This is a genomic window from Komagataeibacter sp. SM21 (assembly GCF_041402665.1).
GTDB lineage: Bacteria > Pseudomonadota > Alphaproteobacteria > Acetobacterales > Acetobacteraceae > Komagataeibacter > Komagataeibacter saccharivorans.
Genome location: NZ_JBGLOV010000003.1, coordinates 1 through 17,271 on the forward strand (window position 1 = coordinate 1; position 17,271 = coordinate 17,271).

The 17,271-nt window shown below is 63.3% G+C and carries 16 protein-coding genes; 4 read left to right on the top strand and 12 right to left on the bottom strand.

Annotated features, from left to right (window positions below; all coding sequences use genetic code 11):
* Window positions 1–346: 346 nt before the first annotated feature.
* Window positions 347–2,950 (bottom strand): ATP-dependent chaperone ClpB, encoded by a 2,604-nt coding sequence (gene clpB / locus ACBR42_RS03905; protein WP_110548237.1) that lies wholly within the window; start codon window positions 2,948–2,950, stop codon window positions 347–349.
* A gap of 319 nt (window positions 2,951–3,269) precedes the next feature.
* A complete protein-coding gene (locus ACBR42_RS03910; RefSeq protein WP_102324867.1) occupies window positions 3,270–4,331 on the bottom strand; it encodes an aldo/keto reductase in 1,062 nt (353 codons plus the stop codon).
* Between the two features lie 127 nt (window positions 4,332–4,458).
* Between ACBR42_RS03910 and ACBR42_RS03915 the strand changes: the two genes are divergently transcribed.
* On the top strand, window positions 4,459–5,376 hold the full coding sequence (locus tag ACBR42_RS03915; protein ID WP_102324868.1) for a LysR family transcriptional regulator: 918 nt from the start codon (window positions 4,459–4,461) through the stop codon (window positions 5,374–5,376).
* On the opposite strand, the gene ACBR42_RS03920 is transcribed toward ACBR42_RS03915, so the two are convergent.
* From ACBR42_RS03920 to miaA, 5 genes are all read right to left on the bottom strand, one after another.
* Window positions 5,373–6,065 (bottom strand): fumarylacetoacetate hydrolase family protein, encoded by a 693-nt coding sequence (locus ACBR42_RS03920; protein ID WP_371207323.1) that lies wholly within the window; start codon window positions 6,063–6,065, stop codon window positions 5,373–5,375. The genes ACBR42_RS03915 and ACBR42_RS03920 overlap by 4 nt on opposite strands.
* 173 nt (window positions 6,066–6,238) lie before the next feature.
* The gene (ilvC, locus tag ACBR42_RS03925; RefSeq protein ID WP_102324870.1) at window positions 6,239–7,258 is read right to left on the bottom strand and encodes a ketol-acid reductoisomerase; all 1,020 of its coding nucleotides are present in this window, start codon (window positions 7,256–7,258) and stop codon (window positions 6,239–6,241) included.
* A 54-nt stretch (window positions 7,259–7,312) separates the two neighbouring features.
* On the bottom strand, window positions 7,313–7,828 hold the full coding sequence (ilvN, locus tag ACBR42_RS03930; protein WP_102324871.1) for an acetolactate synthase small subunit: 516 nt from the start codon (window positions 7,826–7,828) through the stop codon (window positions 7,313–7,315).
* A 103-nt stretch (window positions 7,829–7,931) separates the two neighbouring features.
* A complete protein-coding gene (ilvB, locus tag ACBR42_RS03935; protein WP_371207324.1) occupies window positions 7,932–9,755 on the bottom strand; it encodes a biosynthetic-type acetolactate synthase large subunit in 1,824 nt (607 codons plus the stop codon).
* A 70-nt stretch (window positions 9,756–9,825) separates the two neighbouring features.
* Window positions 9,826–10,830, bottom strand: coding sequence for a tRNA (adenosine(37)-N6)-dimethylallyltransferase MiaA (miaA, locus tag ACBR42_RS03940; RefSeq protein WP_110548233.1), 1,005 nt, complete (start codon window positions 10,828–10,830; stop codon window positions 9,826–9,828).
* A 29-nt stretch (window positions 10,831–10,859) separates the two neighbouring features.
* Here miaA and serB point away from each other — a divergent pair, with 29 nt between their 5' ends.
* Window positions 10,860–11,771: a phosphoserine phosphatase SerB gene (serB, locus tag ACBR42_RS03945; RefSeq protein ID WP_371207325.1), complete on the top strand. Its 912-nt coding sequence runs from the start codon at window positions 10,860–10,862 to the stop codon at window positions 11,769–11,771.
* Here serB and ACBR42_RS03950 read toward each other — a convergent pair.
* Entirely contained in the window at window positions 11,761–12,723 is a 963-nt protein-coding gene (locus ACBR42_RS03950; protein ID WP_102324875.1) for a cation diffusion facilitator family transporter, read from the bottom strand. The two genes, serB and ACBR42_RS03950, sit on opposite strands and share 11 nt — an antisense overlap.
* A gap of 141 nt (window positions 12,724–12,864) precedes the next feature.
* Between ACBR42_RS03950 and ACBR42_RS03955 the strand changes: the two genes are divergently transcribed.
* Both ACBR42_RS03955 and ACBR42_RS03960 read left to right on the top strand, forming a co-directional pair.
* The gene (locus ACBR42_RS03955; RefSeq protein WP_102324876.1) at window positions 12,865–13,716 is read left to right on the top strand and encodes a carbon-nitrogen hydrolase family protein; all 852 of its coding nucleotides are present in this window, start codon (window positions 12,865–12,867) and stop codon (window positions 13,714–13,716) included.
* Window positions 13,713–14,516: an NAD kinase gene (locus tag ACBR42_RS03960; RefSeq protein WP_371207326.1), complete on the top strand. Its 804-nt coding sequence runs from the start codon at window positions 13,713–13,715 to the stop codon at window positions 14,514–14,516. The genes ACBR42_RS03955 and ACBR42_RS03960 overlap by 4 nt, the downstream gene beginning before the upstream one ends.
* Before the next feature lie 7 nt (window positions 14,517–14,523).
* Here the strand turns inward: ACBR42_RS03960 and ACBR42_RS03965 are convergent, their stop codons facing one another.
* The 4 genes from ACBR42_RS03965 to ACBR42_RS03980 are packed head-to-tail and all read right to left on the bottom strand — an operon-like array spanning window position 14,524 to window position 17,238.
* A complete protein-coding gene (locus tag ACBR42_RS03965) occupies window positions 14,524–15,240 on the bottom strand; it encodes a M48 family metallopeptidase (RefSeq protein ID WP_102324878.1) in 717 nt (238 codons plus the stop codon).
* Window positions 15,240–15,728, bottom strand: a complete 489-nt coding sequence (locus ACBR42_RS03970) for a YcgN family cysteine cluster protein (RefSeq protein ID WP_102324879.1) — start codon at window positions 15,726–15,728, stop codon at window positions 15,240–15,242. The genes ACBR42_RS03965 and ACBR42_RS03970 overlap by 1 nt, the downstream gene beginning before the upstream one ends.
* Window positions 15,729–15,763: 35 nt before the next feature.
* A complete protein-coding gene (locus tag ACBR42_RS03975; protein WP_371207327.1) occupies window positions 15,764–16,228 on the bottom strand; it encodes a hypothetical protein in 465 nt (154 codons plus the stop codon).
* Window positions 16,228–17,238 carry an extracellular solute-binding protein gene (locus ACBR42_RS03980; RefSeq protein WP_371207328.1) on the bottom strand — a complete coding sequence of 337 codons (1,011 nt, stop codon included), beginning with the start codon at window positions 17,236–17,238 and terminating at the stop codon, window positions 16,228–16,230. The genes ACBR42_RS03975 and ACBR42_RS03980 overlap by 1 nt, the downstream gene beginning before the upstream one ends.
* Window positions 17,239–17,271 lie beyond the last annotated feature (33 nt).

A 17,271-nucleotide genomic window follows, 5' to 3' on the forward strand; every position in this document is an offset into this window, starting at 1 on the left:
TAAAAAGATACGCAAAGCTACCTAGACTAGTCTCACCCAGTCCAGACCGCCAATCATCGCCCCTAAGAGCAACAACCGCGCCGCCAGCATATCCCTTCCAGATACTCTCATATTCTCTTGTCAAAGACCCGCCGGAGCAGCATCGCCGTCCGGTGAAGGGGCTTTTACGGATATAAGCCCCCCCTGTCAACGCTCCACTAAAAACGCCAAAAAGACAGAGAATTCAGCCATAAAACAGCAGTTCCATTCCCTATCCGAACCAAAAAACCGGAAGAAAAATGAAAAATAAATGAAAAAAGGAGGGGTAAGCCCCTCCTTTCTCCTGATCCGGTATGGATAGCCGTTATCAGTCGGCATCCACCTCGGTGCCATTGATGGTCAGGTGGTCGTCCCTGGCATCGACCGTAACCGTTTCCCCATCATGAATGGTGCCTTCCAGCAGCAGTCCGGCCAGCGGATTCTGCAAGGCGCGCTGGATCACGCGCTTGAGTGGACGGGCGCCATACACGGGGTCGTAGCCTTCGTTCGCCAGCCATTCCTCTCCCCCCTTGTCCAGACGGAGCTGGATGTTGCGCTCGGCCAGCAGCTTGCGCAGGCGCCCGATCTGGATTTCCACGATCTTGCCCATATCCGCCTTCTGCAGGCGGGAGAACAGGATGATCTCATCCAGACGGTTGAGAAACTCGGGCCGGAAGTGATTGCGCACGACCTGCATGACTTCGGGACGCACGGTCTCGACCGCTTCCCCATCCGGCAGATGGGCCAGCACTTCGGAGCCAAGGTTGCTGGTCAGCACGATCAGGGTATTGCGGAAGTCAACCGTCCGCCCCTGCCCGTCCGTCAGGCGGCCATCATCCAGCACCTGCAGAAGGATGTTGAAGACATCTTCATGCGCCTTCTCCACCTCATCGAACAGGATGACCTGATAGGGACGCCGGCGCACGGCCTCGGTCAGCACGCCACCTTCCTCATAGCCGACATAACCCGGAGGCGCGCCAACCAGACGGGAGACCGCATGCTTCTCCATGAACTCGCTCATGTCGATACGCAGCAGGGCTTTTTCGTCATCGAACAGGAAGCGGGCCAGCGCCTTGCACAGTTCCGTCTTGCCCACACCCGTCGGACCCAGGAACAGGAACGAACCGATAGGACGGTTGGGGTCCTGCAATCCGGCGCGGGCACGACGTACGGCGTTGGACACCGCTTTCAGCGCCGGTTCCTGACCCACCACGCTCTTGCGCAGTTCATCTTCCATGCGCAGCAGCTTGGCGCGTTCGCCTTCCAGCATCCGGTCCACCGGCACACCAGTCCAGCGCGACACGACAGCGGCGATACCCTGATCGGTCACGGTGTCGCTGACCATGCCGTCGCCCTTGCTGATCTGGTCCGCTTCTTCCTGCGCCTTGGCAATCTGGGCCTGAAGCTGCGGCAGGCGGCTGTACATCAGCTCCGATGCCCGGGCCAGATCACCCTTGCGCTGGGCAATCTCGATATCCGAGCGAATCTGGTCCATCTCTTCCTGCAGCTTCTGCACCGCGTTGACGCGATCCTTTTCCGCATGCCACGCCGCTGTCAGCGCATCGGACTTTTCCTGCAGTTCGGACAGTTCGGCTTCCAGCTTGCCCAGCCGTTCCCTGCTGGCCGCATCGTCTTCCTTGCGGATGGCTTCGCGTTCGATCTTGAGCTGGATCAGACGGCGGTCCAGTTCATCAAGTTCTTCGGGCTTGCTGTCGATCTGCATGCGCAGGCGGCTTGCGGCCTCATCCACAAGGTCGATGGCCTTGTCGGGCAGGAAACGGTCGGTGATGTAGCGGTTGGACAGGGTCGCCGCCGCCACCAGCGCGCCGTCGGAAATACGGATACCATGATGGAGTTCGTATTTCTCCTTGATGCCACGCAGGATGGAGATGGTGTCAGCCACCGTCGGCTCACCGACGTAGACCGGCTGGAACCGCCGGGCGAGGGCCGCATCCTTCTCGATATACTTGCGGTATTCATCCAGCGTGGTCGCACCGATGCAGTGCAGCACGCCGCGCGCCAGTTCGGGCTTGATGAGGTTGGATGCATCCATCGCGCCATCGCTACGCCCGGCACCGACCAGCGTGTGCATTTCATCAATAAAGAGGATGATCTGACCTTCGGCGGATTCGATTTCCTTCAGGACGGCTTTCAGCCGTTCCTCGAATTCACCACGGAATTTCGCACCAGCGACCAGCGCGCCCATGTCGAGGGAGAGCAGCTTCTTGTTTTTCAGCGCCTCCGGCACGTCGCCGTTGACGATACGCTGGGCCAGCCCTTCGACAATGGCGGTCTTGCCCACGCCCGGTTCACCAATCAGGACGGGATTGTTCTTGCTGCGGCGGGCGAGGACCTGAATGGCGCGACGGATTTCCTCGTCACGGCCGATCACCGGGTCCAGCTTGCCCTGCAGGGCAACTTCCGTCACATCGCGCGCATATTTCTTCAGCGCGTCGAAATTGGCTTCTGCGTTTTCACTTGTCACTGTGCGTCCCTTGCGGATGGCTGCAATCGCCTTGTCCAGCGCCTGCGGTGTGGCGCCCCCGCCCCGCATGGCCTGCCCCGCCGGCGTTTCGGACGCGGCGATGGCGGCCAGCAGGCGGTCCTGCGCCACGAATTCATCACCAGCCTTCTGGGCACCCTGTTCGGCGGCATCAAGCACGCGTACAAGATCGCCCGTTGCGGTCGGCTGGCCCGCACCGCTGCCCTGCACCTTCGGCAGCTTGGCAAGGGCGGCGTCATTTGCAGCCGTAATGGCGGGAACCTGCCCCCCCGCCGCACGGATAAGGGAAGCGGCAGCCCCCTGTTCATCATCCAGCAGGGCCTTGAGCAGATGTTCCGGCGTTAACTGCTGGTTGTAATCCCGCATCGCAATGGTCTGCGCAGCCTGCAGGAAACCGCGTGAGCGTTCCGTAAATTTCTCGATATTCATAAGTTCCTCGTCCCTTTCAATCAGGCGACATAACTGGTTGTGCCATGGTGCCGTCCCTCAACAGGCAACGGCATGGCGCTGGATTTCAGATGGGATCACCCGGATGTTATTACAAGATGCCAGAAGCTGATTCCCCCCCCATCCGACTGTCCCGCGCCGTTAACGGCTGACCCTTCCATAATGATGACAGGTGACCATTAGCACCGTGTTGGCAACCTTGATTCAGGTCAAGGGTGGCCTGCCGTGTCGGCGCAACGGCCATTCGCCCTACGCTGGCACCCGCCTGCCCCGACCGGGCACAGGCGGGAAACCGCACGGATCAGCCCTTTTTGGCGACAGCAGGCCCCAGCAGCAGCAGATCCGCCGCCGAGAGGCGATCCGAGGCCGTGCTGGCCTGATGCCAGTAGGGATAGATGAGCGGCGGCGCGCTGGCGGCATCAAGGCGGCTGATTTCCTCCGCCGTCAGGTCCAGTGATGCGGCCTTGAGGTTATCGGTCAGTTGCGCCTCGGTCCGCGCACCGATCACGACCGATGTAATGGCGGGACGCTGGGCCACCCACGCCAGCGCCACCTGCGCTGCGGAAATGTCCCGGGCTTCGGCAATGCTGACCAGCACTTCCACCACATCATACAGTTTTTCAATGTCATGAACCGGCGGCTCGCCCCAGTTCTCGATCTGCCGCGTGCCCGTAGGCTGCGGCTTGCCGCGCCGGTACTTGCCTGAGAGCAGCCCGCCCGCCAGCGGGCTCCATACCTGCACGCCAATGCCCTGATCGACTGCCAGGGGCAGCAGTTCGTATTCCGCGTCGCGTGCCTGCAGGGAATAATAGATCTGCTGGGACACCGGGGCGATCAGCCGGTTGCGTTCCGCCGTGCCCAGCGCCTTCATCAGGTGCCATGCGGAAAAGTTGGAAACCCCCGCATACCGGATCTTGCCCGCGCGCGTCAGGGTATCGAGTGCTTCCAGCGTTTCATCAAGGGGGGTCTGACCATCCCATTCATGCAGGTAGTACAGGTCGATATGGTCACGACCCAGACGTTTCAGGCTGGCTTCGCACGCGCTGACCAGATGGTAGCGCGACAGACCGGCGTCATTCGCCCCGGTGCCCATACGGAACCGGGCCTTGGTAGTGACCATGATGTCATCGCTACGCCCCTTGAGGGCAGCGCCGAGAATTTCTTCCGAAACACCGGTTGAATAGATATCGGCGGTATCGAACATGTTGATCCCGGCATCGATGCACAGGTCGATCTGACGGCGGGCGCCGGCAAGGTCGGTATTGCCGGTCTTGGCGAAATCGCCCTTGCCCCCGAATGTCATCGTGCCCAGCGTGAATGCCGAGATCCGCAGGCCGGAACGGCCAAGCTGACGATAATGCATGTCTTGCAATCCTTCTGCGCGAAGCGGCGTGCAAAGCCGCACACCCTCATGCCAACTATGGGCGTGCGGGCAGGGAGATGATAATCACCTTTACCCGGAAGCAGCTTGCACGAAGGAAATCAAATATATGCGTGACATCACCGAAATGGCGGTATTTGTCACCATTGTACGCCATGGCAGCCTGTCCGCCGCGGGGCGGGAACTGGGTCTGGCCACATCCGTCATAAGCGACCGGCTGGCGCGGCTGGAACGCCGCATGGGCACGCGCCTGCTGGTGCGCACCACGCGCCGCCATGCGCTGACGGCGGCGGGACAGCTTTACTACCACGAAGCCTGCGCCATTGTGGAAGCGACCGCACGGATGGAAGCCCGCACCCGCGCCATGGCCACGACACCGGCGGGGGAACTGCGGGTCACGGCCCCCATTCCGTTCGGGCGATGGTGGCTGACACCATTCATGACGCAGTTCGCCCATCGTCATCCCGATATCCGTATCAGCCTGACGCTGGAAGACAGGGTTGCGGATATCGTGGGCGAAGGCTTTGACATCGCCATCCGCGCGACCCCCGCCCTTGATACGATGCTGACCGGGCGGCGCATCATGGAAACACGGCGCGTGATCGTGGGCAGCCCCGCCTATCTGGCGCGCAAGGGGGTTCCGACGCATCCTTCGGAACTGGAAAACCATGACTGCCTGAGCCATGGCCCCACCCCCCACCTGCATACGCAGTGGCGGCTGGGGCGCGGCGCGCAGGTCCGCACGGAACGGGTGCGCGCGCGCCTGGCCTCCACCGATTCCGAAATGCCGGTGCACTGGGCGCTGGCCGGTCTGGGTCTGGTCCAGAAATCCCTGTGGGAAGTGGAAGGCTACGTGGCCGGGGGGCTGTTACAACCCGTCATGGAGGAATGGGAGCCGGAGCCCATATCCTTTTTCGCCATCCATCCGGTCAGTACGGCCCATTCGTGCAAGATCGCGCTGTTCATTGATGAACTGGCGCGCCATCCCGCCCCGACCGTGGCGGCACGTGTGCCGCATCCGGCCTAACCGGTATAGGTGACGTTAAGTTCGCCCACGCCCGCGCAGACACCATGCATCACATCGCCCCGCCTGACCGGCCCCACACCCGATGGCGTGCCCGTCATGATCAGGTCGCCCGGTTCAAGGGATACAAAGCGGCTGAGGCAGGAAATGATTTCCGCCACAGACCATATCAGGTCCGACAGGTCGCCTTTCTGCCGCAGTTCCCCATTGACCGTAAGCGTGATGGCGCCGGTGGCGGGATGGCCGCAGGCTGATACGGGCACGATGGGCGAAATGGGACAGGACTGGTCAAACCCCTTGGCCAGCGACCACGGGCGGCCTGCCTTCTTGGCCACGGCCTGAAGGTCGCGGCGCGTCATGTCGAACCCCACGGCATAGCCGTAAATATGGGAAAGGGCTTCTTCCTCTGCAATGTCATGCCCTGACCGCCCGATCGCGGCGACGAGTTCCACCTCATGATGCAGGTCGGACGTGCTGACGGGAAACGGCAGCAGTCCCCCCTGCGGCACCACGGCATCGCCCGGCTTGGAAAAGAAGAAGGGCTCGGAACGTTCGGGATTGCTGCCCATCTCACGCGCATGGGCGGCATAGTTCTGCCCCACACACCATATCCGCCGGACGGGAAAGGCACCTGCCGTCCCCTTCACGGGTACCACGGGCTGGGGACTGGGGGGAAACACGTAATCCGTCACGGTACGGCGCTCCTGCAATGCTGTCGGGCGCGCATGGTGGCACCCGTCAGGGGGTGTGTCACGGCAAATGCAGGGAAATACGGGCAAAGCGGACATAAAAAAAACGCCAGCCGGGACAGCCCGGCTGGCGCTGGAAAAAGGCGGGGCCGAAACCCTGCCCCCTGTGGCGTAGATCAGTTGCGGGACTTGTCGACCAGCTTGTTCTTGCCGATCCACGACATCATGCCGCGCAGCTTCTCGCCCACCTTTTCGATCTGGTGTTCGTTGTTGCGCGCACGGGTCGCCTTGAAGCCGATGTTGCCGGACTGGTTTTCCAGGATGAAGTTGCGCACGAAGGTGCCGTCCTGGATGTCGGTCAGGATCTTCTTCATCTCGACCTTGGTTTCCGGCGTGATCACGCGCGGGCCGGACACGTATTCACCATACTCCGCCGTGTTGGAGATGGAGTAGTTCATGTTCGCGATGCCGCCTTCATAGATCAGGTCGACGATCAGCTTCATTTCGTGCAGGCATTCGAAATACGCCATTTCCGGCGCGTAGCCCGCTTCGACCAGCGTTTCGAAACCGGCGCGGATCAGTTCGACCAGACCACCGCACAGGACAGCCTGCTCACCGAACAGGTCGGTTTCGACTTCTTCCTTGAAGGTGGTTTCGATGATGCCCGCACGGCCGCCGCCATTGGCGGAAGCGTAGGACAGCGCGATTTCAAGCGCATTGCCCGAAGCGTTCTGCGCCACGGCCACCAGCGACGGCACGCCGCCACCCTTCTGGTATTCGGAACGCACGGTGTGGCCCGGACCCTTGGGCGCGATCAGGAACACGTCCAGATCGGGGCGCGCTTCGATGATGCGGAAGTGGATCGCCAGACCATGGGCGAAGGCAAGGGCCGCACCCTGCTTCAGGTTCTTTTCCAGCGATTCCTTGTACAGCGCGCCCTGACCTTCATCGGGGGTCAGCACCATCACCACGTCGGCCCACTTGGCGGCGTCGGCGGGCGTCATCACCTTGAAACCGGCGGCTTCAGCCTTGGGCACAGCCGTCGACTCGGGACGCAGGCCGACCACAATGTCGGTCACGCCGGAATCCTTCAGGTTGTTGGCATGGGCATGACCCTGGCTGCCGTAGCCGATGATGGCCACTTTCTTGCCCTTGATCAGGTTCACATCGGCATCGCGATCGTAATAGACGCGCATGATCTCACTCCTTGGAGAAATAAAAACGTATGGAAAGGTAAAAACCGGAACCCTTTACAGGATCGCCGCGCCGCGGGCGATAGCGACGATGCCCGTGCGTGACACTTCGGCAAGGCCGAGCGGACGCATGAGGTCGATAAAGGCATCAAGCTTGTCAGTTGCACCCGTCAGTTCAAAGACGAACGAGGTGGCTGAAGCATCAACAGGATGGGCGCGGAACGCCTGCGCGATACGCAGCGCATCCGCACGGCGTTCGCCACTGGCGATGACCTTCACCAGCGCCATTTCACGCGCCACATGCGCGTCCTGCTTCGTCATGACCGAAACGCGGTACACCGGCACCAGCCGTTCAACCTGCGCGCGGATCTGTTCCAGCACGCGCGGGGTGGCGGTCGTGACGATATTGATGCGCGACTGGTGGCGGGTTTCATCAACCGGGGCCACGGTCAGGCTTTCGATATTATATCCGCGACCGGAAAACAGGCCGATGACACGCGCCAGCGCACCGCTTTCGTTTTCGACCTGAATGGCAATGACCGCGGAGACGGGGATCTCCTGCTGCGTGGTCATGATCGTAATTCCTGACTGCTGAAGGCGCCGCCATGGTGGCTGTATCTGCACACATGGCGGCAGGAAGGAAGAAAGGCTGCCGACAACACGGCGGCAGCGGGGATCAGACCAGCATGCGGCCTTCGGCGCTGATCTCGTCATCCTGACCGGGGCCGAGAAGCATCTGGTTATGCGGCGCGCCCGACGGGATCATGGGGTAGCAGTTTTCTTCCTGCGCCACACAGATATCCGCCACCACCGGGCCGGGGTGGGCCAGCATCTCGGTTATCACGCCATCCAGTTCGTCCACGCATGTCGCCCGCAGTCCCCGGCCGTGGAAGCTTTCTGCCAGCTTGACGAAATCAGGCAGTGCGGCGCTATAGCTTTCGGAATAGCGGGATTCATGCAGCAGTTCCTGCCACTGGCGCACCATGCCCATATACTGGTTGTTCAGGATGAACACCTTAACCGGCAGGCGGTACTGCGCGATGGTGGACAGTTCCTGAATGTTCATGAGTATCGAGGCTTCACCCGCGATATCGATCACCAGCGCATCGGGATGCGCGATCTGCGCGCCCACGGCGGCAGGCAGGCCGTAACCCATGGTGCCCAGCCCGCCCGATGTCAGCCAGCGGTTGGGCCTGTCGAAGCCGAAATGCTGGGCCGCCCACATCTGGTGCTGCCCCACCTCGGTCGAGACATAGGTGTCACGCCCCGTGGCGGTGGCCAGTTCATGCAGGCGACGGATAGCGTATTGCGGGCGGATGATCGCACCCGGCGTCATGTCCTGCGTGAAACCGAGGCTGTCGAGACCACGCCATTCACCAATCTGGTGCCACCACTGCGCAAGGTCGATGGGCTGGCGGGGATTGGCGGGGGTGCAGTCCCATTCCTCCAGCATCATTTCGATCACGCGGCGCACATCGCCCACTATACCTACGTCAACACGCACGATCTTGTTGATCTGGGAGGGATCAATATCCGCATGGATCTTGAAGGAACCGGGGGAGAACGCATCCAGCCGCCCCGTCACCCGGTCATCAAAACGCGAACCCAGCGCGATCAGCACGTCACAGTCATGCGTCGCCATGTTGGCTTCGTACGTGCCGTGCATGCCCAGCATGCCAAGGAAACGGCGGTCGTCCGACGGCATCGCCCCCAGCCCCATAAGGGTGGACGTGCAGGGAAAACCGGTTTTCTCGACCAGCCTGCGCAGGGCGACGGAGGCTTCGGGTCCGGCATTGATGACGCCACCGCCCGTATAGAACAGCGGCTTGCGCGCACCCTTCATCGCGGCCACGGCACGCGCGATCGCCTCACGTCCCGGTTCGGTCTGGGGCTGGTAGGACGGATGCGGCGCGCGCGGCGGCGCGGTGTACGGCGCGGGGCCGACCATCAGGTTCTTGGGCAGGTCCACCAGCACCGGGCCGGGGCGTCCGCTGCGCGCGATATGGAAGGCTTCATGCACGCTGGGCGCGATCTCGTCGGCGCGGCGGATCAGGTAATTGTATTTCGTGGCCGGGCGCGTGATGCCGGTGGTGTCGGCTTCCTGAAACGCGTCGGTCCCGATCAGCGGCACGCCGACCTGCCCGGAAAAACAGACCACCGGGATCGAATCCAGCATCGCATCCAGCAGGCCGGTCACCGTATTGGTGGCGCCGGGGCCACTTGTGACCAGCACCACCCCCACCTTGCCGGTGGAGCGGGCATAGGCTTCCGCCGCATGCACGGCCGCCTGTTCATGGCGGACCAGCACATGACGAATCGCGTTCTGGCGGAAAATGGCATCGTAAATGGGCAGGACCGCCCCGCCGGGATAGCCGAAAATGACTTCGACCCCCTGCTCGCTCAGTACGCGCAGAAGCACTTCCGCACCGGTCTGGACAACGGATGTATCCGTGCCGGCGGTGTGAGGCTTCAGGTCGGTCTGGTGCGGTGCTGCGTTCATGGTTCCTGCTCCTTCGCCCCGGCGACCGGGACAACCGGCCTGCCACCAAGGGCGAAATCCCGGGCCGGGTTTACGGAAACCCTTGGCCCGCGTCAATGCGGTTAATAACAAAAGAAATGATTTTGTTTGTCCATCTTTCCATTTGTTGCGCAGTGGCACAATTTTCAAACCGTTTTTCATACACAACACTGTCCGCCGGGGCGGCTAGTGGATGATGGGCGAACCATGTCGCCTGACGCTTTGTATATTGCCCGGTCAGGCGGATGGCCCGTTCGGCCGCCGCCTCCCGCGTCATGTCCCCGCGCAGGACGGCGGCCAGTTCCGGCACCCCATGGGCGCGCATGGCTGGCAGCGCGGGGGACAGATCCTGTTCCAGCAGGCGGCCAACTTCCTCAAGCGCGCCATGGCGCAGCATGTCATGGAAGCGACGCGCAATGGCGGCGCGCAGTTCCTCGCGGGGCGGGTGCAGGCGCATTGCGATGAAGCGGGCGTCCAGCGGCGGCAGCACCGCCTCCCGCCGCCACCAGGCCAGACCATGCCCGGTCGCCGCATGCACTTCCCATGCACGGGCGATACGCTGGCCATCCGTCGGGCGCAGGGTGGAGGCTGTTTCGGGGTCACGTTCATGCAGCAGGGCATGCACCGCCCCCGGCCCCAGACGGGCGACCATTTCGCGCGCCTGTTCGCGGATGGCGGGCGGGGGCTGGGGAATATCGGCCAGCCCGTGGATCAGCGCCTGATAATACATGCCGGTCCCGCCACAGAATACCGGTACGCGCCCCGCATCCCATGCCGCATGGGCCGCCGCGATCGCCTGCGTGCGCCACCATGCCACGCTGCCATTTTCCGCAGCGGGCAGAACACCATACAGGGCGTGGGGCACACTGGCTTCATCATGCGGGTCGGGACGGGCTGTCAGGATGCGCAGTTCGCGATATACCTGCATCGAATCCGTATTGATGATCGTGCCATTCACCTGCCGGGCAAGCACCATGGCCAGCGCGGACTTGCCCGAACAGGTCGGACCCGCCACGATCAGCGCCACGCGCCCCCGTCCCGCGGGGGCGTGTTTCATTGTCTCACCCCTGTCATATCCCGGACCTCATGGCTGATTCTTCTCCTTCCTTCTCCCATACCCTTGTATTGGTGGCCAATCGTGACGCCACATCCCTTACGCAGGTGGATATCCATGCGGCGCGTGATCTGGTGCACGGGGCGGCTCCCGTCACCCTTTCGGAAGGGGAAGCTGTCGAGATCGCGTGTCATGCCCCTTCCACATGGGATGCGCCAGATATCGCCGCGCTGCGCACGGTCTTTGCCGGGCGAGGAATGGACGTGCTGGTAACGCCGCGACACGGCCGCCGCAAGCGCCTGCTGGTGGCGGACATGGACAGCACGATCGTCAACTGCGAAACGCTGGACGACATCGCGGCCCATGCCGGGATTGGTGAGAAGATTGCGGAAATCACCACGCGGTCCATGAATGGCGAGATCGAATTCGAAGCCGCCCTGCGCGAGCGCGTCGCCCTGCTGCGCGGCCTGCCGGTCAACCTGCTGGACAAGGCGTGGAAGGATGTCCGCCTCAATCCCGGCGCGCTGGAACTGGTGCGCACCATGCGGGCGAATGGCGCGCATACGGCCCTTGTATCGGGTGGGTTCACGTTCTTCACCAGCCGCGTGGCCCAGCTATGTGGCTTCAACGAAAACCATGCCAACACGCTGCTGGAAGCAGATGAGCGGCTGACCGGGCATGTCGGCCTGCCCATTCTGGGGCCGGATGCGAAGCTGGAACACCTGCGCCGTCTGGTCGCGCATGGCGGGATCGACATGCACGACGCAATGGCGACGGGCGACGGGGCCAATGACCTCGCCATGCTGCGCGTGGCCGGTGCGGGCATCGCGTTTCATGCCAAGGCCGCCGTACGGCGTGAGATCAGCAATCAGGTGAACGAGACAACCCTGCGCACCTTGCTGTTCGCGCAGGGTTACCGCGCGGACGAATTCGTCACGGCGTAGGCGCACCTGCCCCGGTGGTGGCCACGCCCGCGGGCTGGGTGTGGCTGTCCTGTGCCTCCACAAATACACGCGTGACATCGGGGTAGTGCTGCTTGATCTGGCGTTCCAGTGCGCTGACCACCGTCTCGACCTGTCCTGCACTCATGTCATTGCGGAAATCGACGCTGATCGCCACCAGCACGTCATGCGGGCCGAAATGCATGGAACGGATCTCGTTCAGCCGTTCCACCCCCTCCGCCGCCAGCGCCATGCGCCGCAGGGCGACCAGAACTTCGGGGGCCACGCCTTCCCCCGTCAGCAGGGACTGGGATTCGCGGGCGAGGAACCCCGCCGTCACCGCAAGGATGCAGCCGATCACGATGGACGCCACGCCATCGAACACCGGCATGTCCAGACATTCGGCAAGGATATTGCCCACCAGCGCCACGGCCAGACCGGCCAGCGCCGCCGTATCCTCGAACAGGACGGTGAAGACGGTGGGGTCCTTGCTGACCTGCACCGCCTCGACCCAGCCGCGCTTGCCCTTGCCATCCTTGCGGAAAGCCCGCAGGGCGAACAGCCAGACAGACCCTTCGAAAACGATGCTGGCGACCAGCACGGCGTAATTGACGGCCACATGCGCCAGTGGCTGCGGGTGAAGGATGTGGACCACGCCTTCAAAAAAGGAAACGCCAGCCCCCAGCCCGAAAATCAGCAGCGCCACAACGAAGGTCCAGAAATACAGTTCCAGCCCGTGCCCGAACGGGTGCAGCGCCGTGGCGGGACGGGTCGCGCGCCGGATGCCGACCAGAAGCAGGCCCTGGTTGCCGGTATCGATAAGGGAATGGATGGCCTCGCTCAGCATCGAAGCGCTTCCCGTCACGATGGCCGCACCGAATTTCGTGGCGGCCACCAGCAGGTTACCCAGCAGGGCCGCGAAAATGACTGTTCGGGAAGAAGCGGAATGTGCCATTGATTTTCAACCTGAAATACATCCCCATCCTATGCCCCTTTCCCCCCTTTTGACAGACTGCGCGGCTCATCCCTGCCAGTTGCGGTTGGCGGGGTGCCTGTCCTATGGTCGGACGATAATGCCTGTGGAGGTCTCCGCCTTATGCGCACCACTGTGATCCAGATGGCGCCCGGCGCATCCGCGCCTGAAAATATCGACCGTGCCCGCGCACTGATCAATGCCGCCGTCAGTTCCGACAAGCCCGATCTTGTCATCCTGCCGGAAATGTGGAGTTGCCTCGGGGGCACGCGGGACATGAAGTTCGCCGCCGCCGAAAACCTGCCCGCCCCCGATGACAAGGGCGAAGCCGGACCGCTGTACGCGTTCCTGTCCGGCATCGCGCGCGAACATGGTATCATGCTGCATGGCGGTTCCATCGGGGAACGGCATGGCGGCAAGCTGTTCAATACATCCCTGTTCTTTGACGCCGAAGGGCATGAGCGCGCGCGCTACCGCAAGATCCATCTGTTTGATGTAACCACCCCCGGCGGCGAAGGCTACCGGGAAAGCGATACCTATGAACCCGGCTCCGATATCGTGACCGTGCCGCTTGACCACGGGCTGAAGGCCGGGCTGGCCATCTGTTACGATATCCGCTTCCCCGCCCTGTTCCACGCGCTGCGCGCACGCGGCGCCAATGTCCTGCTGGTTCCCGCCGCCTTCACGGTGGAAACCGGTCTTGCGCACTGGGAAACGCTGCTGCGCGCGCGCGCGATCGAAACCCAGTGCTGGATGGTCGCCTGCGGCACCACCGGCACCCACACGGACGAAAACGGCCAGAGCCGCCGCACCTATGGCCATTCCATGATCATCGACCCATGGGGGACGATCGTGGGCCAGGTATCGGACGGACCGGGCTGGAGCACCGCGCGCCTTGACCGCACGGTGACGGAGAGCATCCGCGAGCGCATGCCGGTCATGGCACATCATCGCCTGTCCATCCACACTCCATGAATGACGCGTCATACCCGGACTGGACTGACGGCACCCTTCCCACACGGCTGCATTTCGCCGCCGCCCCCAATGAAAGCGCCGAACTGTGGCTGGACCGTCTGGTCGGGCAGTACGGGCAGTGCCCGCCGGAAACGGCAGATGCCCTGATCTGCCTGGGTGGCGACGGCTTCATGCTGGAAACGCTGCATACGACACTGGGGCGCAGGCTGCCGGTTTATGGCGTCAACTGCGGAACCGTGGGTTTCCTCATGAATCCGGCGGTGCCGGACAACCTGCCGCAGCGTCTGGCGGCAGCACAGGCCGCAACCCTGCACCCGCTGCGCATGAAGGCCACGACACGCGGAGGGGAATGTATCCACGCCCTGGCGCTGAATGACGTGTTCCTGTTCCGCCAGACACGGCAGGCCGCGAAAATCCGCATTGAGGTGGACGCCCGCGTGCGCATGCCCGAACTGATCTGCGATGGCGTGCTGATCGCAACGCCTGCCGGTTCAACGGCCTATAACCTGTCCGCGCATGGACCGATCGTGCCCCTTTCGGCCAACCTGCTGCCGCTTACCCCCATCAGCGCGTTTCGCCCGCGGCGGTGGCGCGGCGCGTTGCTGCCCTCCACTGCAAGGGTGCGCTTCGACATTCTGGAAACGGACAAGCGCCCCGTCGCGGCGGTGGCCGATTTTACCGAAGTGCGCGATGTCGTTTCCGTCGAGATCAGCGAAGCACGCGAACTGCATACCACCGTGCTGTTCGATCCGGGCCAGAGCCTGTCGGAACGGATCATAGCCGAACAGTTCACCGCCTGATCCCGCTTCAGGCGGGCACCATGCGATGCAGGCTGGCCCCGTTGGCATGCAGCCATTTTTCCGCCTGACGGCGGTGCGGGGTCAGCCTGTCCACCAGCAGCCAGAAATCCGGGCCGTGATTCATATGGCGCAGATGCGCCAGTTCATGGGCGATGATGTAATGCTGTACTTCCTGCGGAGCCATGACCAGCCGCCAGCATAACATGATGGCGCCATCGGACGAGCAGCTTCCCCAGCGGCTTTTCGTATCGCGCAGCCTGACCTGCGTGGGGCGAAGGCCGCACTGCCCGGTCAGCAGGCGCAGCCGCGCGGGCAGCAGCACCTGCGCCTGCGCACGCAGATAGGCCGCCACACGACGGGCAATGAACTCCTCGGCCCCGCTTACGTGCAGTCGCCCGTCCTCCAGCCACACGCCGCGCCGCGCATCAGGACAGTGGCGGATTTCATGCCTCTGTCCGTCCAGCAGGACATATCCCCCGTCGCATAGTTCCGGCGTGGGCGGCAGGCGGGACAGTCCTGCCGCCACCCAGCCTGAATGCGCGCGCAGCAGGGACAGCCCGTCGGCCTTGCGCGCGCCGCGTGGCAGGGTGATGATGACATGCCCGCTACGGGGATCGATGCGCATGGAAATCCGCCGCGCCTGCCGCGAGGGCCGCCATTGCACCGTTACCTGACCGGAGGCGATGGGCACGGTTTCCACAGCCGCGACAGCGCCCGCCACCATCAGCGACGACGCGGCCGCTTACGGCAGAAAGCGCCGCGGGGCGCTTCCCCCGGCCAGTCGATCACATGGTCTTCCAGCATCCCTGCCTTCCGTTCGCTTATGACCCGGCCGCTTACGGATATTCCGGCCTCATGCACGGTCTCGCGCGTGCCCGATACCAGCGGATGCCACCATGGCAGCGGTTCACCATCACGCACCAGAATGTAGCCGCAGGTGGGGGGCAACCAGTCGATGTCAGCCACCATTTCCGCCGTCAGGCTGATGCAGTCCTGCACGCGGCGCTGACGGTTGGCGTAATCGGTGCACAGGCATGTATCGGTATCAAGCAGGCGACAGGCCACATCGGTGAACAGCACCTCGTCCGTGTCCTCCTCACGCAGCTTGTGCAGACAGCACCGGCCACACCCGTCACACAGCGACTCCCACTGTTCGCGCGACATCTGCTCCAGCGGGGTCGTTTCCCAGAATGGGGGCGTATCGTGCGTCATGCGCGTGATCCTGACGTATCCATGCGTAAAAAACCTTAAGACCGGGCAACCGCCACCATGGCGCACAGGGCGATCATGATGATGGAAAACGCCGTCACCCCCGCCACCGGCCCCCCAAGCAGCGGCAGCCACAGCAGCCGTATCCTTGCCTTCGTATCCGCGCCCAGCCCGCTGGCCGTACGCACAAGGCCGGGCGGAATCCGATCCAGCACACGCAGCAGCGGCCACATGGCGGCAGGGGCCAGACATATACCCTGCATGCCGCTACCTACCATACCCGCCATGCCCATATGGGCGGGCCACCACAGGGCAAGCCCCAGTCCCGGCAGCACAAGGGCCAGCATCAGCCCGCGCAGCAGGACACACCGTTCAGGCCATGCCCGGTACAGCACGGCCTGCACCGCCAGCACCAGCAGACAGCCCACCAGCAGCCCCGCAGCCGTACAGCCCATATCCAGCCCCAGCAGGCCGGCAGGCCGGAACGCAATTTCGGGTATCATCAGGTCGCGTTCCGCAGCCACGTATCAAACCGCCGCGACAGGGCGGCGTAGTGGGTCTGCCAGAACTGGACATCCACGGGTAGGACCCTGCCCTGATGGCCGGGGTCCGGCACGGACGCCGGATACAGGCCAAGGAAGGCCGCCTGCCGGTCAGGCTGGATAATAAAATGCAGCAGGTTGCGCGACTGGCCCAACTGCTCCGCCGACTGGCCAGCCACTACCCCCCATGACAGGCCATAGGACAGCGCCATATCCGCATTCACGCCAATCGTGTCCCTGCGGGCGGGGGCGATGGTCCGTACCGCGTCCCCCGGCGCGCTGCTCATCAGCACCTGTCCGTGTTCCAGGATGCTGGCGGCCTCCGCTGGGGTGGACCACCACGTTATGTAAGGACGCAACTGGCTCAGCTTGCGAAAGGCGCGGTCCACCCCCTGCGTGGTTGCAAGCTGGTTATAGACATCATCGGGGGGCACCCCATCGGCCATAAGCGCGATTTCAAGCGTGGTGCGGGGATCATGCCGCAACCCGCGCTTGCCGGGAAAGCGGACGATATCCCAGAAATCCGCCCAGCGCGGGGCGGTTCCGCTCCATGCCCGGTCCCATGCCACCACTACCTGTGTGGTCAGGCCCGGCACGCCACAGCCATCGGGGTTGGTCGTACTGCCCGCCAGATGCACGACCAGCCCCTGCACGCATGCGGCACGGATGGTGCTGTCATCGGTAAAGACCAGTGACCATGATCCCCTGCCATCCGCATGCAGGCCATGGGTATCGAGCTCCTGCACGGTGCCATGCCAGACCCTGTGGATCACCGGCTGCCCGGACATGCGGGCAAAGGGCTGGAAAAACGCAGCATTCTGCGCCTGTTCCAGCCGCGAATCCATGGTCGCCACCACCAGGGCCGGTTTATGGCGTGCCCTTGCCGCATGACCTGAAACGGGCAGCAGGGACAGCCCCCCCGTTGCCGCAAGCAGGCAGAGCAGGGCTGAACGGATGGACCAACGGGACACGAACTGAAACACGGACAGGAAACAGCCTTTTAC